Source organism: Priestia sp. J2 (assembly GCF_020790095.1).
GTDB classification, from domain to species: domain Bacteria; phylum Bacillota; class Bacilli; order Bacillales; family Bacillaceae_H; genus Priestia; species Priestia zanthoxyli.
This window is the reverse complement of sequence record NZ_CP086208.1, coordinates 3,521,524-3,546,363: the sequence shown is the minus strand read 5'-3', so window position 1 is coordinate 3,546,363 and position 24,840 is coordinate 3,521,524. Positions and strand designations below refer to the sequence as shown.

The window sequence follows — 24,840 nt, the reverse complement described above, 5'->3', positions numbered from 1 at the left end:
AAAAAGTAAAAATCCTTCTTCTATTACATCGGATTAACGTAATGGGGTTTATTAGAAGGACCAACCTTAGATTAGAGAAAATTGATTTAATAGCTCAAACCGATGAATTAACCCTAATTAAAGACAAAGATTAACTATACGTAAAATGTAAGAGAGGGTTTTTTTATTGATTCCAGAATTATATACAAAAGTGTTCTATTTAAACAGATTAATGGCTTCATTCAATTATGCACCTACTTATTTTAATTTGGCTGTTGTATATCGTAAGTAGAAATACACATTTACCTTTGTCAGCGATATTTATGGAATCAAGTATGGAATGAATTGTAATTTGTGGTTGCATTTCTTTAGAAGGAGAAGATAAATCAATGAGTACAAAAAGAATACATCTTACGCCATTTGAAACTACTCACATTCAATACTTACATAAATGGTTAAATGATGAACGGGCAATACGAATGATAGGCAGAACACCTTTAACTTATGAAGAGGTGGTACAAGAAGTAGAAAACAAAAGAATGAACAAAGATTTAATTTTAGGAATTGAAAGCGATGAAAAAGAATTAGTCGGATGGGTATTTCTGAAGGATATAGACTATGCACATGGAAGAGCTAGTATAGGAATTCTCCTATCTTCAGAATCTAGAGGTCACGGATATGGTCGAATGGCTATGGAGCAAATGATTGATTTAGGGTTTAAACAGCTCCGTCTAAATAAAATCTATTTAACCACAAGAGGAATAAACGAACAAGCAATTGCACTATATGAAAAGATTGGTTTTATTACTGAAGGAAAATTAAGAAACCATGCCTATGTGGATGGGAAGTACGTAGATACATATTTTATGGGTATATTAGCTTCAGAATGGAATAAGTAAGCGTACCGGCCACGATGAAATTTTAAAAAATAGTGCTTCTTAAGATATGTATTTGATTTTAGACAACGGGAGGGGTATAAATGAAATCTTATAACTATTTTTGTTCTACTCAAATTGAGGTAGGAATGGGGAAAGCTAGAGAATTACCAGAAATGCTGACATCTTTAAATATTGGTTCATCAATTTTAGTCGTGAGTGACCCTGGTGTGGTTCGTGCGGGATTAGTTTCACCAATTGTAACTGCCTTGGAGGCTTCTGGTTACCGAGTGCTGGTATTTGATTCAATTGAACAAAACCCTCGAGATACGAACTGCTTGGAAGGTGCTAAGTTATTTCGTGACTTTAGTGCGGAGGCAGTTGTGGCCATTGGTGGCGGGAGTGCGATGGACACGGGAAAAGCTATTGCGCTGTGCGGCCCAAACGGCGGAGAACCATCTGACTATGCAGACGGCCGACTCCTGTATTCAAACATCGCACCAGTTATTTGTATTCCAACTACTTCAGGTACGGGCTCAGAGGTTACTCGTTCTGCCGTTATTACCGAGGCATCTACACATCGGAAAATGACGCTCAAACATAGTACATTAAGACCTGTCTTGGCGATTCTTGATGCTGAACTAACATTAAGTCTTCCGCCTTCTGTTACGGCTGCGACTGGCATTGATGCCCTCGTTCATGCGATTGAAGGTTATACGTGTAAAGTAACAAATCCTATTTCACAAGCGCTTGGGGCTCAAGCAATGAGAACGATTGTTTCGGCATTGCCTATCGTTTTCCGCGATGGTAAAAATGAAGCGGCTCGTCAAGATATGCTGGAAGGAAGTCTCTTAGCTGGCTTGTGTTTTGGATCTGCAGATGTTGCTTCGGTACACTGCTTAGCAGAAGCGCTTGGAGGGCTTTATGATACCCCGCATGGAGTTGCTAACGCAGTGTTTTTACCATACGTATTACGTTTTAATTCTATGGAGAATAAGCAGCTGCATGCTACATTAGCAAGGTATATGAGTTTTGCCAAAGATTTAGATTCAGATGAAATAGCTGTTGAAAAATTAATTCAAGGAATTATAGAATTAACAGAATCATTAAATATTCCTAAATTAAAAGAGCTAGAGGGTGTAAAGAAAGAAGACTTTCCGAGCATTGTAAAGTTGGCTATGCAAAACAACTCAACGCCAAGTAACGTCCGCTTAATTACCGAGGCTGATTATATGCAAATTCTTGAACAAGCTTACTTTGACCGTGTAGATAAAAAACGGCATTCTGAAGTAGAGAGCTTGAAGTAAAGAATGAAAATTAAAAACTAGCCCTAATTGTCAGACAGTGTCTAACGATTTGGGGCTAGTTTTTAAGTAGTATCTATTTTTAATAAGAAGATACATAATACCAGTTCTTATGTACTTTTTCTATCTGTTTAAAATCTCCGTCAAAATCGCTTTTTGAAGGTTTATGATCATTTGGGTCATAAACAAATCCTGAGAAATTGTCTAGCATCCCGCGGTACGTAAAGAAAAGAATTGATGTCGACTTTCCTTTTGTCTCTACTTCAATGTCGCCTCCGCCTTTAGACAATTGAGTATACTCTTTTGGCAATTGAATAAGTGATGGACTATCGGGTACGTTAGGTTTAATCATGCCATTTTCTATTTTAGCCGCAGCTTCTTCTCTCTTCTCTTGATGGATTTTAAAGTTCAAATCCAAGTTGACTTGAGTAAAGGGAAAGAAGAACCATAATATAATAGTAATGAGCTGAATAACAAGCGGCTGCCACTTTCTATTTTTAAAAAGATGAATCAATGCCCATACAGTTATGATGATAAAGAAGGCATATACAAATAACCAAACAGGCAACATTAAAAATTCCGTTATCATATCAACCAGATCCCACTGGAACAACGATACTGAAATAATTAACAAACTACTCATTAACGATAAAAGCAACAAACGACTACGTTTCACACATTTTCCTCTTCCTGAAATCATTCTTTTTTAGTGTTCATTATATATCAAAATCCTTATAAAGACGTATGTATTATAATGTAATTTGTCGATAGAAACAAAAGCAGATCTTTAATTAAAGATCTGCTTCTTTTCTTTGGCAAAAACTAAATATGTTCCCACTATAAGCATAATGCCCAAGCCAATAAAACCTAACCAATATACCCAAGGGTAACTATACGAAACTGTCACTGCTCCCGTATTGTTATTCACTGTTGTAGTTGTATAAGGAGTATAAATCATATTAATAGTTAAGTACGTTAATAAAGCTTGAGCAATAAGAAATATTCCTATTGCACGTTTCATTACCTTGCCTCCAGACTCATCGATATTTCTATGTACAGTTTAACATAGGACTAGTGAATATTTTTACTATAACAATTCTTTACGAAATAAAAATCAGAGAGACTCCAACAACAGAAATGCTCATCGTTGCTACAGGTTCTTTCATTAAATTTTCTGCTTATTAAAAACCTTATTTATAAGTAGCAAAACATGATAAAAAGTATTAGATGCAAAAATACCCAGGGCAAAAAAATAAAATAACAATTGATAATCTAACTGAATTCCTTCAAACAGAAAGTAAAATGCTAAACCAGGAACTATTCCTGCTAACGAGTACATTAAGAGTTTAGACAAGTACATTTTTCTTGTCTGCCTGTTATGTGCTAGCATATCAATTAGATAGGAACAAATAATTCCAACAACTATATAAACGGGTAAAGTATACATAAATGTAAATACGAATGTATCTGTAAAGCTGAAGTAATAAATATTAGGTTCTTTTTCACTTTCAGGTGTTAAGCTGATTATCCCGTAGACAGCACCAAAAATAGCAGTAGATAAAAGGGATGTAACAACTAGTTTTATAAAGCGACTCAAGGCAGTTCTCCTTTAATAGTATATTCAGTTGAGTTTTTTATTTTTCGGGTCTTCTTGTTTCCTTAAATTGAACTATGTTATCAGCGACTAATCTTTTGGGTAAACCCATGTCTCTAAAAAGGATTATATGATCGTTCTAATGGAAAGGTTTCTTTATGAGTCCCTTTAGAATCCTTCCATTAAAGTGTCTTTAGAAATGAAAGATAAAGGCAGATACAATTAAGTAAGCTAATGAGAATAAACTCAACAGAAAAACAAAAGATGCAAAAAGTAAAACCTTTGACTTTTTATTGATGGTTGTACCGTTTTTTAATAAGGTAGAGAACCCTAATAACAAACCTCCTAAAATCGATACTAACCCAAAAAATTGGTGAACCGTACTTGCCGTCCACATCCCTACAACAAGGACTATTAAAGCAAAAAGTGGATTAAAAATCATATTTACAGCCATATGAATCTATCCCTTTCCAATAAGCTTTTTTTATCTTTTACAACTCAAATAACTCCTCTGGATTATTTCACAATAAAAACGATCCGAAAGTAAATTGCTAATGTTAAATAAATCGGTGGATTAGCTTTACCCAGCCCAAGTAAGAGATTCCTAAAATAAAAGCCCAAAGAAATGCTACACGAATATTTCTAGGTATAGAAATCCACAGCTTTAACATGTTCCAAAGTAAATGATCTTTATTCGATTTTTTCATTATTCGTAGATCCTTCCTCAGTTAAGTAGTTCTAAACCATTCTTGCTTACTTAATAGACTAAGTTTCTTTTTAGCAGCAATTGTTTTCTTGGAAGGCAAAAACGGTAGTGTTCCTCCAAATAAATCTTCTATCAACAAAATCACCTATTATACAATTAAAGGTAATTATATCATTAGTTCCCATAAGTAGAGTTCTTTTTTAATTAACTATCATATGAATTCCTTAAAATGTAGTATGTACAGCAACGACATAATAAAATTCTTGTTTTTTCACACAATGTTTACGTATATACCTTACTAGAAGGGGATTCTTTCTATCTAAAATTGTATGACAACCTTTCAATTAATATGCTATAATTATTTATAGACCTAATCTTTCTTAAACTTTTGCAATGCTTAAAATTCGAAAAAGCCATCTCACTTTTTAATATCAAAAGAATGAGGTGGCTTTTTATTTTATTTTATGATGTAGTTTATTCCTCTTCAGGAATCTTAATTAAAATAGTGATAGCAACTGTTGTCAGAAATATAACCCCTAAAATGATCAATAGATTTGTACTCATATGTCCCATCTGCCCTTCTGCTATAATCCCTATAATTTCATTCTAACAAAGGAAATGAGTTAATAGAATAAAAAAATGAAAGCGTTTTATTTTTTGTTTTTATCCATGAACTCTTTTGAAAAGATATATACTTTAGTTCCATATATTATTAATAGAAGAAACTCATCAAAAAGAAGCCCTTGCTAAAATTAGCAAGGGCTTTCAAAATTATGAGAATCACAGTTAATAAATATTTTTCCTTGTTCTAAGCAGTAAGCTTTGAATCATTATTATCTTTAGATGCTTGATTGTTGTTTCTTAAAAGAAATGCACCAAATAGAGTAAAGACAGTCACGATAACCCCCATGATTAAGTATGTGTGACGAAAGCCAATGGAATCGTATAGGTTTCCTACAATAGGGGAGAGTATAACCGCTCCTAGTTGCATTGCGAATTGGTATCCAACTAAATATAAGATGGAAGAGAATTTCGTATCAAAATGTGTAGCCAGATATTTAAATACAGAAACGATGATAATGGCAAACTCTGGTGCGTTAAGAAGCTTGATAAAGGAAATGCTGTATGGATCGGATACTAGCCCTGAACCTACTACGCGTAAAATCATAATGATTCCCGCTAAAATTAAACCGCCTTTAGGACCTACTTTGCGCACAATGAATGGAGCAACTAATAACATCCCGGATTCTAAAAAGACTTGACCTGCATTCAAGTAACCAAAGATTTGATTTCCTAATTGTTCTGTTGGGAACAGGGAGGCATAATATACAGGAAATTGCTGGTCAAAAACATTATAAATGCAGCCAGTCCCGAGCATAAAAATCATAAAAATCCAGAAGTCTTTTCGTTTAAATAAGCTACCTAAATCTTGAATAGAAAGGGACTTTGCTTTCTTTTCTTCAATAGTGGATACTTCTACTTTTGTAAGGAAAATAACAAGTAATAAGATAACGCCTGATCCCGATGCAATCCAAAAGTTGATATCAGGGTTAATATTAAGCATTCGTCCTCCAATAGCAGCAGCAACGGCAGCTCCTATTGATCCCCAAAGTCTTGCACGACCGAATTCAAACGCATACTTTCTGCCAACTTTTTCGATATATGACTCGATGACTGAGATTCCAGCTAAAAAGGTGATGGCAAGATAAGCTCCGCCTGTCAGAGCTCCTACCCAAAAATTCCAGTTTAAAAGAGGTTGATAGATGAAAATTAGAAACGATCCAGATAAAATAACTAAAATTGAAATGAAGTATAATAAATTCTTTCGTAACCCCAATTTATCAGAGATATATCCATAAAGAGGTTGAAAAAGCATAGTAAAGACAGCGTTTACAGAAAAAACAATACCTGTTTGTGCTCCGGAAAGGTTAAGGCTTTGTCCCAACCAGATAGCAAAAAAAGTAAAAATAGAGGCAATAGATAAGAAGAATAAGAAAAAGAAACTGCTTAGTTTCCAATAAAGTTTATTGTTTTCCATATTTAAATCCCCTTTGCTGTTTATGTATCTAAATATTATTTAGAAAGCGTTTTCGATTGATTGTATTATATATGGTACCGATTTCATATGTCAACAAGAAAATAATTAACAAAAATACCTTCCAGAAAAGGTTTGTTTAAGTGTAATGTGTTTTTTTAATATGGTACTGATTTCTTACATATAAAATAAACAATTTGATATGTACTGATTTATTAATCATGAAACATTTTATATAAAAAGGGCTGTTTCAAAGACCTATAGGGATTCTACTGTATTCTTATTGAACAGATGGTATAGAGTTGCAAACGAATTCATTCATTGCATTTTGTCTCTTTTTTAACGTAAAATAAGTATGAAACTGATTTCAGTTAGTGATGGAGTGATAAACACATGCCTACAATATACGACGTAGCCAAATTATCGGGGTTATCAAAAACAACGGTTTCCCGTGTTATAAACAATCATTCGTATGTTTCAGAAGAGAAAAAAAATCGTGTGCTAAAAGCAATGAAAGAGCTTAATTATACGCCAAATCCTTCGGCAAGAAAGTTAAGAGGACAGGTAACGACTACAATTGGTGTTATTGTACCAAGGATTATAAATCCATTTTTCTCTTATTTAGTCGATTCAATTGAACAAGTTGCTTATAAAAAGGGCTATCATGTATTAATCTTTCAAAGTAATGAAGATAAAGAGAAAGAATTAGCATTTTTAAATTTACTGAAAACAAAGCAAGTTGACGGAATTATTATGACGTCCATTGAAAATGACTGGAGTCTCATAGAGCCGTTTACTGAGTATGGTCCTATTTTGTTGTGCAACGAATATGTAAACAACGCAAATGTTCCAATCGTTCGATTAAATCAATATAAGGGTGCGTATATAGGCGTAAAGCATTTACTTGAAAAGGGACACCGGAAAATCGGGTACTGTACAGGTGGATTGTTCGCTGAGGAAGGTAAGGACAAGGACCGTAACCAAGGTTATCAAAAAGCACTTCAAGAGGCAGGAATTCAGCCGGATCCAAAATGGATTTTTGTTAATCAACATAGTATTGAAGACGGAAAACAAGTAGTTAAAAAAATCCTGTCAATGGAGGATCGCCCAACGGCTATATTTACAGGAAGTGATGAAATTGCTGGAGGAATGATGATCGAAGCCAAAGAGTCTGGTCTAAGTATACCTAATGATTTGGCGATTATTGGCTTTGATGACCAACCTCTTGCACAAATGTTAGATCCAAAGCTAACAACTATACGACAACCGATTGATCAAATGGGGATTAAAGCAATGGAAATCCTGATCGATATGCTGAATGATTCTGAATCGACAGTAGAAACGTTTGAACTCCCAATCGAGCTAGTTGTTCGAAGCTCAACGTGATAGGAGATAACAGATGAAGGTGAGAGCTAAATCTATTAGTTCTCACCTTTTTTGAAAAATTTTCAGAAAAGTAATTGAAACCGTTCCCATAATATAATACAATAAATTTACCTTAAAGCAGAAGACAGTTCCTCTACATTCAGCTATTTATCGCATACTAGAACAAAGAGTTTGAGGTAAGTATAGAAGCGTGAGGTAAAAAGGGTTATATCAGATTTTTTAATAACATGAATTTTTTTAACCACATATGGTATCGATACCATAAAAACAGAAGAATATATACATCATTTTAATATAAATACATAGGAGCTGATAAGAAATGGTTCAACTAAGCGAAAGAAAGAATCCAGAAAGCGCTGTAACGATGAATAAACAGTGGTGGAAAGAAGCAGTTGTATATCAAATTTATCCGAAAAGTTTTTACGATTCGAATGGTGACGGAATTGGCGACTTAAAAGGAGTTATTCAAAAATTAGATTACTTAAAAGAGTTAGGTATCGACGTTATTTGGCTAAGTCCAGTTTATCAATCTCCAATGGATGATAACGGATATGACATCTCTGATTATCAAGCCATTGCAGAAGAATTTGGCTCTATGGAAGATATGGATCTACTGATTGATGAAGCCAAAAAAAGAAATATAAAGATTATTATGGACCTAGTCGTTAACCATACTTCGGATGAACATGAGTGGTTCCTAGAATCAAAAAGTGATGTAAATCATCCGAAAAGAGATTGGTATATTTGGAAAGATGGAAAAGATGACGGAAACCCTCCTAATAATTGGGAATCTATTTTTGGCGGTTCATGTTGGGAGTATGATGAACAAACAGAACAGTATTATCTTCATGCATTTTCTAAAAAGCAGCCTGATCTTAATTGGGAAAACCCTGATCTTCGAAATGCCGTCTATAAAATGGTCACATGGTGGTTAGAAAAAGGAATTAGCGGCTTTCGAGTAGATGCCATTACATTTATAAAAAAACGACAGGACTTTGCTAATTCGGATGGTGAAATGAATGTAATTGAAACAAATCAAGAAGGCATTCATGAATTTTTAAGTGAACTAAGTAAAGAAGCTTTTGCTTCACATGATATCTTAACTGTGGCGGAAGCTCCTGGAGTATCACACAAAGAACTGCCTATTTACGCGGGAGAAGAAGGACATTTTAGTATGCTTTTTGAATTCGATCATGTTGATTTAGACGTAGGAAAAAAAGGAAAATGGTATGAACCGCATAAGTGGAATCTGCTTGATTTCAAAAGAGCCATTTCTGATAGTCAAACATTCTATAACAATACGGGGTGGGGAGCACTTTATTTAGAAAACCATGACCAGCCTCGTTCTTTAAACAAATTTATTAAACCCGAAGATATAGGACCTACGTCAGCAAAAATGTTAGCTACGGTCTATTTTTTACTAAAAGGCACACCATTCATCTATCAAGGACAAGAAATCGGAATGACAAATGTAGAGTATCCGTCGATTGAGCATTACAATGACTTAGCTTCAATTGATCAATATCACTCTGCGCTGAAAGAAGGATTCTCAAAAGAAGAAGCATTAGCAGCAATTTGGAGACGCAGCCGTGATAATTCCCGAACACCTATGCAGTGGAATCATTCTCAATATGCAGGGTTTAGCCAAGGCACACCGTGGCTAGAGATAAATGCTAATTACTCTTCTATTAACGTTGAGAATGCTTTAAAAGATGATAATTCTTTATTTTATTTCTATAAAAATTTAATTAAATTAAGAAAAAGCAGTCCATATTCAGAGGTTATTGCTTTTGGTAAATACGAAGATTTGTTTGAAGATAGTCTACAAATCATGGCTTACGCAAGGGAGTTTAATAATAAAAAAATAGCGGTAATCGCTAACTTTGGTCATAAAGAAGTAGCTTTAAACTTAGATTTTACTATGAAAGAAGTTATTTTATCGAACTACGATCATTTGGAATTACACCCAAATCAACTAAAATTGCGACCTTACGAATCCATTGTTTGTGAGATTGATTCATCGTTTTAATCTCTTTTTATCACACGTAACTCATTCACGTAGAGAAAGGCAGGGAGAAATCGGTTGAAAACATTAAAAAATCAACATCAAGAAAAAATCTCAAAGGCAATGAAGAGTGTGTTAAACGAGCAGGAGGCTGTTAATCAGAATTATTGGCGATTACAATACCATGTGTCTACACCGGCATATTGGATGAATGACCCAAACGGATTTTGCTTTTACAAAGGTGAGTATCATTTATTCTATCAGCATCATCCATACTCTCCCGAGTGGGGGCCAATGTTTTGGGGGCATATAAAAAGTAGAGATCTCACTCATTGGGAACATCTCCCTATTGCTCTTGCTCCGAGTGAAGAATATGACCAAGATGGATGCTTTTCAGGAAGTGCAGTTGAAAAAGATGGAAAGCTTTATGCCATGTATACAGGGAATGTGTGGACGGGAGCTAACTATGATACGGATTTACGACAAGTTCAGTGTCTTGCTGTAAGCGAAGACGGCGTTCATTTTAATAAAGCAGCTCAAAACCCAGTTATTGATTCAGTGCCTGAAGGGAATATTCACCCTGATCATTTTAGAGATCCAAAAGTATGGAAGAAAGATGACTATTATTATTGTGTTCTTGGGTCACGCACGAAGGATCATGAGGGCCAAGTTCTTTTGTATCGTTCAAGAGATCTAATGGATTGGGAGTTTATAAATATAATGGCCAAAAGCCAAGGGAATCTTGGTTTTATGTGGGAATGTCCAGATTTTTTTAGTCTCGGCGGACAGGACGTGCTTGTCATGTCGCCTCAAGGAGTAAAACCAGAAGGGGATCTCTATCATAACTTACATCAAGCTGGATATGTAAAAGGGAAATTAGACTATCAAACGGGGCTGCTTCAACATGAAGATTTTCAACTTTTAGACTACGGGTTTGACTTTTATGCTCCTCAAACAACAGAAGATGAACATGGCAGACGAATTATGATAGCGTGGATGGCTATGTGGGAAAGCTGCATGTCTGAACAAAAATACAATTGGGCAGGAGCAATGACTATTCCGCGTGAGCTTTCTATTAAACAAGGGAACATAATTAGTAAACCAATTCCAGAGCTTAAGCAGCTTCGTCAACATCACGTGCAGTATAAAAATATTATCGTTAGTGGAGAACAAGAACTTGCAGGTATTTCAGGTGATTGTTACGAACTTGAAGTGAAAATTAACGCAAAAGCCGCTTCAAAATTCGGAGTGAAATTGCGAACAGATAACGAAACTCACCAAGAAACGCTTTTAACCTATGATAGATTAGAAAGTTTGTTTATCTTTAATCGCGATAACTCAGGTGAAGGTGATGGAGGAGTAAGAAAAGCACCTGTTGGATTAAATGATAACCACCTGCATCTTCATCTCTTTGTCGATAAATCGTCCATTGAAGTTTTTATTAATGAAGGCGAGAAAGTGATGACGAGCAGAATCTATCCTGTAGAAAATGCAAAAGGTATTTGTTTCTTTGCTGATCAAGAAATTGAATTGATTACCTTAAGCAAATGGAACTTAAGTAAGGGCGTTTCCCCGCTGATGTTTAAAGGATAATTAGATTCACTTGAAGAACAGGCTTCCTAGAGAGGTGCTGTTCTTTTTTATAGAGTCAAAACTCCCATTCGTTTTCAGAGTTTATTAAATGTTTATACTCATTAAGAACAGGTAAATCAGTAGTAAAAGACGTTTTCAAGGAGGAATACTATATGCCTTACAATTCATTAAAAGAATTGCCTGATGGAGTAAAAGATAACCTTCCTCATCATGCTCAGGAAATTTATAAAGAAGCATTTAACTCAGCGAGTGACGAATACAAAGAAGAAGCTACGGCGCATAAAGTTGCGTGGAATGCAGTGAAAACAAAGTACAAAAAAAATAGTAATGATAACTGGGTGAAAAAATAGCGAGAAAAGAGCTTAAAAGTAGTTTAGTGGAAGGAAGATCCGAACGATAAACTGTTCGGATTTTTTTATTATGAGGGTGAATGTAGGTGCTTGTAGCCGTTAATTGGATAGCAAGGCGAAAGACTCCTGCAGACTCACTTGCCGCCTGCGAAAAGCGAAGCCTTGCATGGAAATTAACAGCGGTGTAACAAGCCATTCATGCTCGATCATTTATCCCTTTTATATCATTACTTATTCTTTTTCAGCTACGGTAAAGTATTGAACGCTGCTTTTAACGAGTACCAAGTCATTTGCTAAGTCCAATACTTTACTTTTATCTTCAAATCTATATTGTATGTAGTTCTTTGCACGAATAAGTGATTTAGTTTCAACTATATGACTGATTTCACCATTGATTAAATGAAACGTTACTTCAAACTTTTTCATAAGAAAACACCTCCATAATATCAATTTTTACTATTCCTTCATTTCTAATACCATTTCTTTTGAACGTTTTTACAAAAGATTACACTCTTGAGTTCACTCAATCCATGTCTAACGAATGTTTTAACGCTACCCAATTTTTGATATTGACAGATTGGCAATACTTTGTGAGACTTAATATACATGATGTTCATTAGTTTACATTATGTATAAAATGTATGTTGACGATACAGGATAGTTTAAATAGTCCATCGTATGTCTTAATAAAAGTGATACAAGGAGATCAACTATGACTAAAAAAAAAGTAGATCCTAGGATAAAAAGAACAAATAAATACTTAAGAGACGCTTTAGTCGAACTTCTTAAGGAGAAAGATGTCACGTCCATTACGATTCAAGAAATTACGGAAAAAGCGGAATTAACGCGAGGAACATTTTATTTACATTATCAAGATAAGCAAGACTTTCTTGTTCAGATTATGAATGAAGTTCTAGAAGAGCTAATAGAGCAAGTAAAGCCTAAACAAAATAACGAGGTTTCCTCAGAAGTGGAAGAAAAAGATGAGTCTGTTTCTTTTTTAAAGCTTTTTGAATTCATCTACGAACACGCGGATTATTTTAAAGTCATGCTAAGCGACCGAGGATTGCCTCAATTCAGAAGTCATATGACGGAAATTGTAAAGAAAAGAGTGTACGGAGAGCTAATCTCTTCGATTGGAGAAGAAGAGGATGGACTGGATATTCCTAAAGATATCCTGATTAGCTATATTACATCAGCTCATATAGGTGTCATTTGTTCTTGGTTAGAAAGCGATATGAAATTTAGCCCTGCATTTATGGCTGATAAATTAACCCGTTTAACTCTTCTAGGGCCAATTCGAGTGGCAGGTTTAGAAAATAAAATAAAGCTTCCTTACTGAAGCTTTATTTTTTAGTTTGTTCAAATAAAGATATTTTACAATCATGAAAGGCAGAAAGGAATTGTGGTATGAAAATAGAAAAACACTGGGGGATTTCCTTACTGGCAGTTTTAGCTATTGGTCCTGGTTTAATGTTAAACACGTCATTAAATTCTATACGTGACATTCTCCAACAAACGTTTCACAATCAATCTTATATTTCGATAACACCGGTTTTAATAGGGGTTATAAGCTTTGCATTTTGTATTCCGTTTGGACCTATCCTTCGACACAAGTTAGGGGAGAGAAGGAATTATGTTCTTTCGATGTGTTTGTTTCTTATAGGAGCTATCGTAAGTATTGCTTCTAACAGCTTCTTAGGAATGGGAATTGGTCGTTTTTTACAAGGGACAGGAACGGGTTTAGCACTTATGATGATGATTCCAATGCTGGTTCTTTCTTTTCCGATTCAGAAACGGAACTTGGCATTACTGATTCTTATTGGCGGATTTTATGGCTCTAGCGTTGTGGGTATTTTTCTCGGAATGTTAGTGAAAAGCTACGGACACTGGAGATGGTTATTTTATATAGCGGCCGTACTTTCCTTACTGGGAATAGGTTTTAGCTACAAATTTTTAACAAATGATCATGCCAAGCAACAGCAAAAACATCATGAACCATTTGACATCATCGGTGCAGCGTTAATGTTTATGGTTACTGCATTTATTACGTTTACATTACTTAATCTCCAAAAATCAGGATGGGCATCTACTTATGTATGGATAGGCATAGTAGGAAGCATCATTTTTTTATGTTTTTTATTTATAGCAGAATGGCATATTAAAAATCCTTTAATTCCCTTTCGATTAGTGGCTTCTCGAAAACCAGCTCTCGCTATCTTAATCGCTGTTATAGGAAATATTAGTATGAGTCTCACTCTTTTATCCCTACAAGGATTGCTTAAAAGTGAATCTGGTTTTGATAAAGGAGAGATGTCACTGATCTATATCGGGCTTTTTGCCGGGATAGTAATTGCAGCCATATTAAGTGCCGTATTATATGATAAAGTCGGGCCGGGCGTATTAGGTATTATAGGAGCCGTCATTATTATGGGAGTAAACATACAGTGGATGTATGTGGACGGTCATGCTTCAGCTTTTCTCTTTATTATCAGCTTTGCCGCTTTAATCGCAGGAGTAGGATTCACAGTCGCTGCAGGTCTGATGGGTGCTGCTTTAGGCGGACCACTACCAAGCTTAGTCCCTCGGATGGTCACGGTTCAATTTATACGAGTGACAGTATCTGCGGTCATTCCTGTAATCAGCAGTATTGTTTTTGCAAAGGTGTATAAAGATCACCTTGCAACGGTAAGTGCAGAGAGCCAGGTGGCTAGTAAAGAAAATTTCACGCAATCTCTACATGTAAAATCTGAAATCATTACGTATCATACCTTTTCTACGTTTTCGTGTGTATTGAGCATTGTGGTATTCATTCTCTCGTTTTTGATGTTTTTAACAGGTAAGGGACACAAGCTGGCTCATAAGTCGCATGATAAAGAAAAAAATAAAGAAAAGCCGAGTACCGAAAAGGTTCACAGTAAAAAAGCTACTCCCGTTTTTGAGCGTTCGCCTAAAGAGATTGTTTCGAATGGAGTCATTGGTGACAGCGAGTATAGAGAAGCTTTGAAAAAGTTTGGCCAGCCTAAACCTTCTCCTGATAAAATGCTGCATATGAGAGATCAAGAATATAGAAAAGCTCTTAAAAGGATGAAGGATATAGGACAATAAGTTAAACTTAAGAAATTTGAATGAAGAAGAGAAAGAGCAAACTCACGTGTAAGAGAGTTTGCTCTTTTAATTCTTGCATATACTTCTTTTCTACTACCACAGATATGTTATAATGGTAAAATTTAATAGGTTGAAAGGGAGGGAGTTTATTGCTGTATCATCCAAAATGGAGCAAAGCAAAGAAACGTTTACTGAGTTTTGTATGCGAATCTTTGCATTCAAGAGTAGATTTTCAAGTGATTAATTATCGAAAAGCACATGACCAGTTAGGGAGGGCTGTCATAACTGTTGATAAAGTAGAAATGTTAAATATGTGTACGATTACTGCTGAAAAAGAAGAATATTATAGAGAAAGAGATATTCGTATTCAGTTAGACGATTTTACTTATGATAATGTTTTTAATAATCGAGCAATCCAAGAACAAGCTCAAGAACAATTAAAAACGGAAGGCATTTATGCACAATATGATTTCTTTTCTGCTTTGGAGGAATATTTTAATTCACCAATTGAATTATCTTTAAAGTCGAATGATATGTTAATAAAAATATTGTGTATGCTTGACCGTCGTGTAGGAAAAAGAACTTTACGTAAAATGAAAGAATCCATTTTAGAAGAAAACACATTCGTTCAGGATTTTTATAAATTACGTTGTGAAGCAGAGAATATACATAGTAGCCAATGAACATAAACAGAACTTCTATTACATTCAAAAATGACTATATACGTCATTGCTAATGAAATAACAGAAACAAATTTTAATTGTCACAGGGCACTAAGTTAGGTATATAGATATCATTATTTAGTATATTTTAGATAGAAACAGTACTTATAGATGTGTTACAATATTCCTGGTATACAAAGTGGAAATTCATTTTTCCTTTGTGCAGGGGAATGGTATAAATATGTGCCTTTCCTCTTTTCATTTTTTAGTTCTATCTTGCTTATTGAAAAAGCATATACATAAATGGGAAACAGTTTACATACGTAATTTAGAAATGAAATGGAGAGAGAGGTATCTGTGGAAAGAAACGAATTTAGAAGACAAAAAGCAATCCGGTCAAAAGAGAAGAGAAGGAAAAAGCTTAATCAGCACAATGTCTTAAACTTATTACTAATCTTTATATCGGTATGTATCGTTTGTCTGCTAATCAACTTATCATTGAGATAGAAAAAAATTTATCAAAAAGAGTACGTAAAAGAGAGGAAGACAATTTAATATGAGTAATCAACAAACAGCAGCCGAAGGCTCTAACATCAAAGTGCTGCCGATTATTACGTCGTTTCTTATTGCCGGGTTTATCGGTTTATTTAGTGAAACAGCGCTAAATATGGCGTTAAAAGAGCTAATTTCAGGCTTTGGTATTCACGAAACAACGGCACAATGGCTAACAACAGGATATCTATTAACGTTAGGAATTCTGGTACCTATTTCAGGTTTTATTCTTCAGCGGTTTACGACGAGACAGCTTTTTATAGCATCGCTAATCTGCTCGATTATCGGAACATTTATTGCCGCTATCGCACCAACGTTTGGGGTACTAATGATTGCCCGTGTCGTGCAAGCCGTGGGAACAGCTTTGCTTTTACCGCTTATGTTCAACACGATTCTTGTTATTATCCCGCCGCATAAGCGTGGAAAGTCAATGGGGATCATTGGCCTTGTTATTATGTTTGCTCCAGCTGTTGGACCAACTGTATCAGGCTTAATCTTAAAAACATTAACGTGGCACTGGATTTTCTGGATTTCACTTCCATTATTAGTGGTTGCCTTGGTGTTTGGAGCTTTCTTTATGCAGAACGTTACCACACCAACAAAGCCAAAAATCGATATGATTTCTGTTGTTCTTTCAACAATAGGTTTTGGAGGAATTGTATTTGGATTTAGCAGCGCTGGAGAAGGCGGGGGCTGGGGAAGTCTACAGGTTATTCTAACTCTTGTGATTGGAACTGTTGCACTAGTTGCATTCTCTATTCGTCAAACGAAGATGAAAGAGCCAATGTTAGACCTTAAAGCCTTTAAGTATCCAATGTTTACAATTGGTCTTTTATTAATTCTAGTCTGCATGATGGTACTACTGTCTGCCATGATGATTTTACCCCTGTACTTACAAACATCATTAGCTTTATCAACCTTTGCCGCTGGCCTAATGCTTCTTCCAGGAGGAGTGATTAACGGAATTCTTTCACCGGTTATGGGCGGATTATTTGACCGTTTTGGTCCCAAATGGCTAGTTATTCCTGGTCTTTTGATTGTAGTCGGCACCATGTATGGTTTTTCAACCGTAACGCTGGAAACGTCAACAGGGTTTATCATTGGGTTACACATTGCGCTTATGATTGCCATTTCGATGATTATGATGCCAGCTCAAACAAATGGTTTAAACCAGCTTCCACCAGAGCTGTACCCGCATGGAACAGCGATTATGAACACCTTGCAGCAGGTTTCTGGAGCAATCGGAACAGCTGTTGGAATCTCGATTCTGTCATCAGGTTCAAGAAGCTTCCTTGAGACGGTGTCAGATAAAATGGATCCATTAAACCAAGTTCTTGCCTTTACCAACGGTGTTCAACATGCATTCGTCTTTGCGATTATTGTTTCCATTGTTGGATTAGTGATCTCGTTCTTTATCAAGAGAGTTAATGTTGAACAAAAAGCGCATTAATAAAAAACACAGACCATTGTATGGTCTGTGTTTTTTTAGGTTTGGGGAAGGTTTTAAGGTACTCTTTTTTGTATAGCTGTATGTGTCTTTTTAAACCTCAAGCATCTAATTCAGCAAATATTTATTAGTTTTCATTGTGCGTAATTTAAAATATTTTATTGATTTTTTTAAAGTGTAAATTATTATATTTAATTTTTTATTTAAAATTATTTAATTTTATTGTTTTTAATATTAAATAATTGTTATATAATCAAATTAACTAAAAGAAGGAGATTTGATTATGGCTTATAAAGTACTTACAAATTGTCCTGTCTGCAGTGAAACGTTAAAAATTACAAAGCTACAGTGCAGCCATTGTCACACGACGATTGAAAATGAGTTTGAATTATCTAAGCTGGCATCTTTATCGGGTGATCAGCTTCATTTTGTAGAAGTGTTTTTAACATGCAGAGGAAATATCAAAGAAGTTGAGAAAGAACTGGGCGTTTCGTACCCAACTGTTCGCGGAAAGCTGACTGACATCATTTCATCTCTTGGATATGTAGAAAAGAAGAAAAACGAAGTAGACGAGAAAAAAGTTGTGTCTATGTTAGAAAATGGTGAAATTACAGCAGAAGAAGCCATCAAGCTCTTAAAAGAAGAATAGGGGGATTGTCTATGAAAGAGGAAATTACAAAAGTGTTAACAATGGTTCAAGAAGGAAAAATTGATGCAGAAAAGGGATCAGAACTGATTCAAGTATTAAAAGAAAAAGAAGAAACAGGCAATAAGCTTTTGAAGAAACCGAATGCGTATTTAGATAAAACGTTGAAAATTCGAGTTGTTTCAACTGAAAATGATAATGTGAAGGTTAATTTGCCAATAAAGCTTGTCAAGCTGGTATTAATGGCTGGACACAGCATCGCAGCAAGTATTCCTCAATCAGAAAAATATGTAAAAGATATAGACATAAACCTGATTGTTGAAGCAATTGAAAACGAGTTAGATGGCCAGATTGTTGATATTAAATCGGCGAACGGAGATACCGTTTCAGTCATCATTGAATAACGGTGCGCTTATGATTCATGTAAAAGTGAAAACCAAAGAAGTTCGGTTTAGTATCCCAATTCCATATGCTCTTTTAAACGTTGCTATTAGCGTTGCTTTTTCGAAATTTATCCAGAAGCATATAGATAAATGGACAAAAGAACATTTTAAAAGAAAAGAGCTGAACTTTACTTTTCCGCTAATAGATAAAAGTGTGCTAAAGCCTATCGTCAAGGAACTAAAGAAACATAAGGGGATGGTGCTAGTAGATGTCAAAGCTACAGATGGTACGGAAGTAAGAGTTAGACTATGATGTAGCTTTGTAAAGTGAAAATCGCTTTAGGTGTCTACCTTCGTGTAAAAATAAAACCTTATTAGTCTATATAAAAGCGAAAAGGCAGAAAAAAGACACTACACAGCGTGCTATCTTGCTGTATAATCTCTTTTTTTTTCTGCTTCTTTACTTTTTCTATTTAATCTATACCCGGAGTATGTGCCCTGAAATGTGGAAACAAACGTAACGATCTAGATTCCTATTCATACCGAAATCGTATTAAAGCCCCCCTTTGCTACATGATTTTATTAAGGATTTCTTTTTATCAAGCAGCTCCTTAATTGATTTTAGCTTTTTCTGTTAAATCTAAAACTCACTATATAAGCTATTACTAACAAAATAACAGAATTGAATTGAATCGTTTCATTTCACCCTAAAGTCTGAAACATTTTACCTCGATGAGTTAACATGTACTACGACTGCCATCGTAGAACAAACTGTCGAAAGCTACATTACTTATTATAACCATATCTGTATTCAAACAAAACTAAACAACCAGTCACCGGTACAATACCGAAAACTGGCTGTTTAAAAGGTGTTTGGATCCTTGTCTCGAAATCAGGGGTCAGTCCCATATAACTAAGTGCTTTTTGGTGAATGAGGAGCAAGTTTCTTTTTCAACGGTAGAACAATCATAAAAACACCTATGATACTCAATATGCTCTCTAAAACGTAGAATTGATGTTCTTTTATATATCCCATAACGCATTGGCTACCAAAGATGAGAAATAAAACAGCTCCCAAATAAAACGAAGGATTTTTAATACACCAACTCATTCTTGATTCCATCTAATTCCTCCTTGTAAGCTTTCTATCGCGTATTTATTGTATGTTGACTAAGAAAGGAGTAAGGGTGTTCCTTATGGATATACGAGTGGGTGTAAGAAAAGTTTCAAACATAACATCAGCTTTCTTTTAGTATAGGCTTTTATTTTACATTCAAAAATGAAACTAATTTTTTTAGTGTTGTTCCTTGAATAAGAAGAGAAAAGACTACATTACTAAATGTCATTGCTAATAACAGATTTTTTCCTTCAAATTCGGGTGTAATGCCTAAAACAAGCGCAATTGAAAGAGATCCCTTTAATCCTCCCCATGAAATAATAGGTTTCCATGAAGTTGGAATGGATTTATCAAAAGCTAAGCTTATATAGACAGCGAGAAAACGTGCTAAAAGAACAATAAGAATACTTCCAACGATAAGCCATCCTTTATCTAAAAAATCAATACGACTCACTTCTAATCCTACTAGTAAGAAAATAAGCGCATTGGAGAGAAAGGCGATTGTTTCCCAAAAGGAATTCACTTTTTCATGTGTTAGATCTGACATGCCTACGTTTCGTCCATAAGTTCCTAAGATTACGCCACCTACTACTACAGATATTACCCCAGAAACGTCAAAGTGTTCAGCAAGCTGAAACGTACCATAAAATAGAACCATCGATAATCCAGTCTCCACTAAATAATGATCAATCTTAGATGTAATACGAGAAGCTAATAAACCAAACACTCCACCAATCAATATGCCTCCACTTACAACTTTCAGAAATTCAAGCAGCGCATTCAATGTACCTGTTAAGCTCAAGGCAGTAGTTACCACAGCAATTTGAAATAGTACAACAGCAACTCCGTCATTTGCTAAACTTTCTCCTTCGACCACAATGGAGAGGCGCTTGTTTAGGCCCATTGACTTAAAAATGCTTAGAACGGATACAGGGTCAGTAGCTGCCATAAGTGCACCGAAAATTAAGGATTCTTGCAAAGAAAGGTGCAAGAAAAAATAAGTAGAAGCAGCAACTAGTAAGAAGGTAAGAAATGTACCTAAAAAAGCTAATAAAGAAATCGATTTCTTATTACGTTTTAATTCATCAAAGGGAAGTTTAAGTGCTGCATCCCCTAACAAAGCTGATAAGAAGATGAAAATAACGGTCGTTTGAAACACGGTATCATTGGCTGCATAACTTTTTATTTCTCCCAACGCAGGAATGGGTACCAAACCAATAATTAATCCTATTACTACAAGGAAAGTGGGATAAGGTTGTTTCAGTTTTTCCGCGATAAACACTACCCCTACAGCGATAGCTAATAAAATAATCCAATATGTAACCATTTTTATGCTCCTTTGTCTCTTTAAAACTGAAATTATGCTTCATGTGCCAAGTATTGTTAAGAGTACATTCTCTTTATGGATAGGTTTCTGTCACCTTGAGAGATATACGGCTTTTCTTATAACTTTGTTTATTATAGATAATATTTTCCTAAGGTATCATTAGCAATAAATTACTTATATAATGCTAAATAATATAAATTTGAATACAACTTCAATCAAAAAAATAAGTTGGTACTTACAAACATGCAAGAAGAGAAAGGTTGTTTCCTCACTAAAAGGAAACAACCTTTAACAAAGCTTACATACATGATGTTTACTATAAAGTTTCCCTCAAACAAAAGATATAAATATCAGTTTAAAAATAAATCATACACCTTTTAAAGCTGCTTCATATTGAAATAAGTTAAGCAGTTTTTTTATTTTGCTTTTTATCTTCAGAAACTTCTTGTCGGAAGGACTTAATTAATGCATAGGACATGAATAGAAGAACAATCCCTAATGGTAATGCACTGACAATAATAGCTGCTTGCATGCCTTGCAGGCCACCTGTACCTAATAAAATTGCTGAAATAGCAGCTAAAATGATTCCCCAAATAAATGTAACAAAGAAAGGTGGATTTAAATTCCCATTTGTAGTTTGCATCCCCAGAACAAAAGTGGCCGAATCTGCAGAAGTCACAAAGAACGTCAAAATAAGGACTACAGAGATGGTAGAAAGAAAACTTCCAAACGGCATTTGATCATACACAAAGAATAGAGAGGTTTCTAAGCTTTGTTTTGCCACATCTAATCCTTTCACAAAATCAAAATAAATACCGGTACCTCCAAATATGCCAAACCATATTGAGCATACAAGTGTTGGAACGATTAATACAGCCATAATAAATTCACGAACCGTTCTTCCTTTAGATACGCGTGCAATGAAAGTTCCCACAAATGGAGTCCATGATATCCACCAAGCCCAGTAAAAAATGGTCCAATCTTTTACCCATTGGTTATTGTCAGAATTAAATGGAGCAAATCGCAGCCCCATACTTGGTAATTGTTGAACGTAGGAACCAAAGGTTGTAGAGAAAAGCTCTATTAAGTATTGTGTAGGCCCAAGAAAAAGAAAGGAAACAAATAGAATGACAGCTAAAACCATATTAGTGTTGCTCAAATATTTGATGCCTTTTGAAACACCAGTTCCTGCAGATGTAATAAATAAAATGGTTGTAATAGCTATAATAACGAGTTGAACTTTATAGCTAATAGGCATACCTGTTAGGTAGTGGAATCCACTATTTATTTGTGAAGCTCCTAATCCTAAAGATGCCGCCACCCCAAATATAGTAGCAAACACAGCTATAATATCTACTGCGTAGCCAATTGGCCCTTTACTCTTATTTCCAATAAGAGGGGTCAGGGTTGCGCTCATTAGTCCAGGCATGTTTTTTCGGAATTTATAATAGGCTAAGGCAAGTGCTACTACAGCATAAATCGCCCAAGCATGAAATCCCCAGTGTAAATATGTATATTCTAGGCTCAGTTTTGCAGATTCAGTAGTTTGAGGTTTCCCAAAAGGGGGTGTAGCATAGTGAGAGATTGGCTCAGAAATTCCGTAAAAAAGTAAACCAATTCCCATCCCAGCGCTAAATAACATAGCGAACCAAGTAGGGGTACTAAACTCAGGTTTTTCAAGGGGTTTGCCAAGTTTTATTTTTCCAAATCGACTAAAAGCTAATACTAAGGAAAATATTAAAAAGAATGTAGCAGAAAATTGATAAAACCAGCCAAAACGATTAAGCAAATAACTTTCGGCGGTGGTCATGACATGAAGTAGATTAGTTGGTTTTAATATACCCCAGCCTACAAATAAAACGCTAATGATTAAAGAGATCCAAAAAATAGGTGTTGTTTTCTTCATCATCTTCCTCCTTCATATTTTTAATTAACATTAATGACTTCCAGAAAGACTTAAATTTACTATTTTGCCATTTTAGCTCCTTTTTCTTAAATTTCTATCTTAATTCCCTTAATACGGAATGAAAAAACGTCTTTTATACCAGCTATTTGGTAAGGAGAGAGCTTTTGCAACCTTTTAATCATTTCAGTAGATTAAGTCCGGAATAGACTTCTTTTAAAATAGAAATGAGTTTTTCTTTTAATGACGATGAAAAGGAGACATGAGAATATAAAGACTCTGATTCAACATTTTATCCAGTATAAGTTGGCTATAGCAATCAAACTAAAAACTATAAATCTTGCAATTTTTAAAGGATGAGTAATTTTATATTCAACAAAGGGATTAATCTGCCTTATTACCTTTGCAAAGAGTAAATTATCTGTGAATGCAAGAACTATCGCAAACCATAAAACATTATCATTTAACTTAACGAAATCAAAAATTAAATAAATAAGAAAAATTCATACATAAGCTAAAATATAGTTGTAGCAAAACAAAAAAGTTAAGTCATTATTTATTATGGGGGTGGAAATTATGAAAGTGACAATTTTAACGTTAGGCAGTAGAGGAGATGTACAGCCTTATATTGCACTTGCTCGAGAAATGATTAAGATTGGACATGAAGTAGTCATTTGTACAGGTGGGACGTTTCAACATTTTATTGAAGAAAATAAGGTTTCCTTTCATCCCGCTGCTACTGATTTGATGGCGATAATGGAGAGCGAGGAAGGAAGAGATATACTTAATGGTAAGAAGTTTTCACCTTTTAAAATAATGAAATTTTCAAAAGAAAAAATTGCTCCATCCTACAGAAGAAGTATGGATGATTTTTATCTGGCTTCCCAAGGAGCCGATCTAATCATTTATCATCCTAAAGCTCTTGGTGCCGTTGATATTGCGCTGTACTATCATATTCCTTGCATTTGCTTACCGCCCGTTCCAATTATGTATCCAATTACAGAGTTCCCAAATTTCTCTTTATCGTCAAAACAAAGCTTTGGTCCTACATTAAATAGATTATCCTACAAGATAGTAAAGTTCAGTGAGTACCCTTTTATGAAAGAAATTAACGATTTTAGAGAAAAAACGTTAAAATTCCCGAAGAGAAAAGCCGGACTTTACACATATGACGTAAACGGTGCACCTATTCCTATAATTTATCCTATTAGTCCTTTTCTTTTCAAAGAAGTAGAGAGTTGGAAAGGTTCTGTATGTCTACCAGGTTTTTTCTTTTTAGAAGTAGAGGAAGAGGTGCTACCCAATGAAATAGAAAACTTTCTAGAAAAAGGAAAGAAGCCTATTGTAGTATCATTTAGTTCTATGCCTTTAAAGAGTCCATCAATTTTTAAACAAAAGTTAATTCAGGCATTAAAGGAGACGGACAATCGCGCAATAGTGCTAACAGGAACAAGCGGTATGAAGTTTAATCAACAAGAGAATATACTCGCCGTTAAAGGTGCATCCCATAGACTTTTATTTAAACGTGCTAAAGGCATTATTCATCATGGAGGTGTTGGAACAATGTCTGAAGCTTTACTGAGTGGCGTACCACAAATTATCATTCCGTTTACAGTGGATCAACCGTTTTGGGCAAATCTTCTCTATAAAAAAGGGTATTCACTAAAGCCGTTACAAGAAAAAAATCTCCAAGTATTCGAATTGGTCCACGCGTTAGAACAAGTAGAAAATAAAGAGTATATTGAAAATGCTCAACAAATAAAAAGCATCATTCAATCGGAAAATGGTGTATACCAAGCGGTGAAGCATATAGAAAGCGTAGTACACAAATTGCGGGATAAATAGATGGATTGAAGGATAGCTAAACA

At 35.0% G+C, this 24,840-nt stretch carries 24 protein-coding genes and 1 pseudogene; 15 read left to right on the top strand and 10 right to left on the bottom strand.

The window, feature by feature from the left end:
• The first annotated feature begins 368 nt into the window (after positions 1 to 368).
• Positions 369 to 878: a GNAT family N-acetyltransferase gene (locus tag LJY09_RS18345; protein WP_228307378.1), complete on the top strand. Its 510-nt coding sequence runs from the start codon at positions 369 to 371 to the stop codon at positions 876 to 878.
• Between the two features lie 80 nt (positions 879 to 958).
• Positions 959 to 2,161: an iron-containing alcohol dehydrogenase gene (locus LJY09_RS18340; RefSeq protein ID WP_154974176.1), complete on the top strand. Its 1,203-nt coding sequence runs from the start codon at positions 959 to 961 to the stop codon at positions 2,159 to 2,161.
• A gap of 79 nt (positions 2,162 to 2,240) precedes the next feature.
• On the opposite strand, the gene LJY09_RS18335 is transcribed toward LJY09_RS18340, so the two are convergent.
• The 6 genes from LJY09_RS18335 to LJY09_RS18310 form a co-directional block, all read right to left on the bottom strand.
• Positions 2,241 to 2,834, bottom strand: coding sequence for a hypothetical protein (locus LJY09_RS18335; protein WP_028414870.1), 594 nt, complete (start codon positions 2,832 to 2,834; stop codon positions 2,241 to 2,243).
• Between the two features lie 111 nt (positions 2,835 to 2,945).
• Positions 2,946 to 3,179, bottom strand: coding sequence for a hypothetical protein (locus LJY09_RS18330; protein WP_028414869.1), 234 nt, complete (start codon positions 3,177 to 3,179; stop codon positions 2,946 to 2,948).
• A gap of 144 nt (positions 3,180 to 3,323) precedes the next feature.
• Positions 3,324 to 3,755: a hypothetical protein gene (locus LJY09_RS18325; protein WP_028414868.1), complete on the bottom strand. Its 432-nt coding sequence runs from the start codon at positions 3,753 to 3,755 to the stop codon at positions 3,324 to 3,326.
• Between the two features lie 190 nt (positions 3,756 to 3,945).
• Entirely contained in the window at positions 3,946 to 4,206 is a 261-nt protein-coding gene (locus LJY09_RS18320) for a hypothetical protein (RefSeq protein ID WP_047750117.1), read from the bottom strand.
• Between the two features lie 103 nt (positions 4,207 to 4,309).
• Positions 4,310 to 4,459, bottom strand: coding sequence for a hypothetical protein (locus LJY09_RS18315; protein ID WP_167387331.1), 150 nt, complete (start codon positions 4,457 to 4,459; stop codon positions 4,310 to 4,312).
• 807 nt (positions 4,460 to 5,266) lie between these two features.
• Positions 5,267 to 6,496 (bottom strand): MFS transporter, encoded by a 1,230-nt coding sequence (locus LJY09_RS18310; RefSeq protein ID WP_228307377.1) that lies wholly within the window; start codon positions 6,494 to 6,496, stop codon positions 5,267 to 5,269.
• A 390-nt stretch (positions 6,497 to 6,886) separates the two neighbouring features.
• On the opposite strand from LJY09_RS18310, the gene LJY09_RS18305 reads away from it, so the two are divergent.
• The 4 genes from LJY09_RS18305 to LJY09_RS18290 all read left to right on the top strand — a co-directional run bounded on the left by LJY09_RS18305 (position 6,887) and on the right by LJY09_RS18290 (position 11,827).
• Complete coding sequence (locus LJY09_RS18305; RefSeq protein ID WP_028414867.1) at positions 6,887 to 7,879, top strand: LacI family DNA-binding transcriptional regulator; 993 nt, start codon at positions 6,887 to 6,889, stop codon at positions 7,877 to 7,879.
• Positions 7,880 to 8,198: 319 nt separating this feature from the next.
• Positions 8,199 to 9,908 (top strand): glycoside hydrolase family 13 protein, encoded by a 1,710-nt coding sequence (locus LJY09_RS18300; RefSeq protein WP_323134962.1) that lies wholly within the window; start codon positions 8,199 to 8,201, stop codon positions 9,906 to 9,908.
• A 54-nt stretch (positions 9,909 to 9,962) separates the two neighbouring features.
• On the top strand, positions 9,963 to 11,477 hold the full coding sequence (locus LJY09_RS18295) for a glycoside hydrolase family 32 protein (RefSeq protein WP_228307376.1): 1,515 nt from the start codon (positions 9,963 to 9,965) through the stop codon (positions 11,475 to 11,477).
• A 152-nt stretch (positions 11,478 to 11,629) separates the two neighbouring features.
• Positions 11,630 to 11,827, top strand: a complete 198-nt coding sequence (locus LJY09_RS18290) for a ChaB family protein (protein ID WP_098999678.1) — start codon at positions 11,630 to 11,632, stop codon at positions 11,825 to 11,827.
• Between the two features lie 231 nt (positions 11,828 to 12,058).
• On the opposite strand, the gene LJY09_RS18285 is transcribed toward LJY09_RS18290, so the two are convergent.
• Positions 12,059 to 12,253, bottom strand: coding sequence for a hypothetical protein (locus LJY09_RS18285; RefSeq protein ID WP_028414863.1), 195 nt, complete (start codon positions 12,251 to 12,253; stop codon positions 12,059 to 12,061).
• Between the two features lie 286 nt (positions 12,254 to 12,539).
• Here LJY09_RS18285 and LJY09_RS18280 point away from each other — a divergent pair, with 286 nt between their 5' ends.
• The 8 genes and pseudogenes from LJY09_RS18280 to LJY09_RS18245 all read left to right on the top strand — a co-directional run.
• Positions 12,540 to 13,169 carry a TetR/AcrR family transcriptional regulator gene (locus LJY09_RS18280; RefSeq protein ID WP_028414862.1) on the top strand — a complete coding sequence of 210 codons (630 nt, stop codon included), beginning with the start codon at positions 12,540 to 12,542 and terminating at the stop codon, positions 13,167 to 13,169.
• 68 nt (positions 13,170 to 13,237) lie between these two features.
• Complete coding sequence (locus LJY09_RS18275) at positions 13,238 to 14,935, top strand: MFS transporter (RefSeq protein ID WP_155010465.1); 1,698 nt, start codon at positions 13,238 to 13,240, stop codon at positions 14,933 to 14,935.
• Positions 14,936 to 15,084: 149 nt separating this feature from the next.
• Positions 15,085 to 15,618, top strand: a complete 534-nt coding sequence (locus LJY09_RS18270) for an SF0329 family protein (protein WP_155010464.1) — start codon at positions 15,085 to 15,087, stop codon at positions 15,616 to 15,618.
• Between the two features lie 535 nt (positions 15,619 to 16,153).
• Entirely contained in the window at positions 16,154 to 17,599 is a 1,446-nt protein-coding gene (locus LJY09_RS18265; RefSeq protein WP_028414859.1) for a DHA2 family efflux MFS transporter permease subunit, read from the top strand.
• Between the two features lie 280 nt (positions 17,600 to 17,879).
• Positions 17,880 to 18,245 carry a DUF2089 domain-containing protein gene (locus tag LJY09_RS18260; RefSeq protein WP_228307375.1) on the top strand — a complete coding sequence of 122 codons (366 nt, stop codon included), beginning with the start codon at positions 17,880 to 17,882 and terminating at the stop codon, positions 18,243 to 18,245.
• An 11-nt stretch (positions 18,246 to 18,256) separates the two neighbouring features.
• Positions 18,257 to 18,646 carry an SHOCT-like domain-containing protein gene (locus LJY09_RS18255; RefSeq protein ID WP_016766321.1) on the top strand — a complete coding sequence of 130 codons (390 nt, stop codon included), beginning with the start codon at positions 18,257 to 18,259 and terminating at the stop codon, positions 18,644 to 18,646.
• A gap of 10 nt (positions 18,647 to 18,656) precedes the next feature.
• On the top strand, positions 18,657 to 18,938 hold the full coding sequence (locus LJY09_RS18250; RefSeq protein WP_108674859.1) for a hypothetical protein: 282 nt from the start codon (positions 18,657 to 18,659) through the stop codon (positions 18,936 to 18,938).
• A gap of 373 nt (positions 18,939 to 19,311) precedes the next feature.
• Positions 19,312 to 19,491, top strand: a pseudogene (locus tag LJY09_RS18245) (IS3 family transposase); the annotation flags it as partial.
• Between the two features lie 47 nt (positions 19,492 to 19,538).
• Here LJY09_RS18245 and LJY09_RS18240 read toward each other — a convergent pair.
• From LJY09_RS18240 to LJY09_RS18230, 3 genes are all read right to left on the bottom strand, one after another.
• Positions 19,539 to 19,748 (bottom strand): hypothetical protein, encoded by a 210-nt coding sequence (locus LJY09_RS18240; protein WP_028414856.1) that lies wholly within the window; start codon positions 19,746 to 19,748, stop codon positions 19,539 to 19,541.
• Between the two features lie 139 nt (positions 19,749 to 19,887).
• A complete protein-coding gene (locus tag LJY09_RS18235; RefSeq protein WP_098999680.1) occupies positions 19,888 to 21,069 on the bottom strand; it encodes a cation:proton antiporter in 1,182 nt (393 codons plus the stop codon).
• Between the two features lie 403 nt (positions 21,070 to 21,472).
• Positions 21,473 to 22,975 carry a BCCT family transporter gene (locus LJY09_RS18230; RefSeq protein WP_308012702.1) on the bottom strand — a complete coding sequence of 501 codons (1,503 nt, stop codon included), beginning with the start codon at positions 22,973 to 22,975 and terminating at the stop codon, positions 21,473 to 21,475.
• A 573-nt stretch (positions 22,976 to 23,548) separates the two neighbouring features.
• Here LJY09_RS18230 and LJY09_RS18225 point away from each other — a divergent pair.
• On the top strand, positions 23,549 to 24,817 hold the full coding sequence (locus LJY09_RS18225; RefSeq protein ID WP_228307374.1) for a glycosyltransferase: 1,269 nt from the start codon (positions 23,549 to 23,551) through the stop codon (positions 24,815 to 24,817).
• Positions 24,818 to 24,840 lie beyond the last annotated feature (23 nt).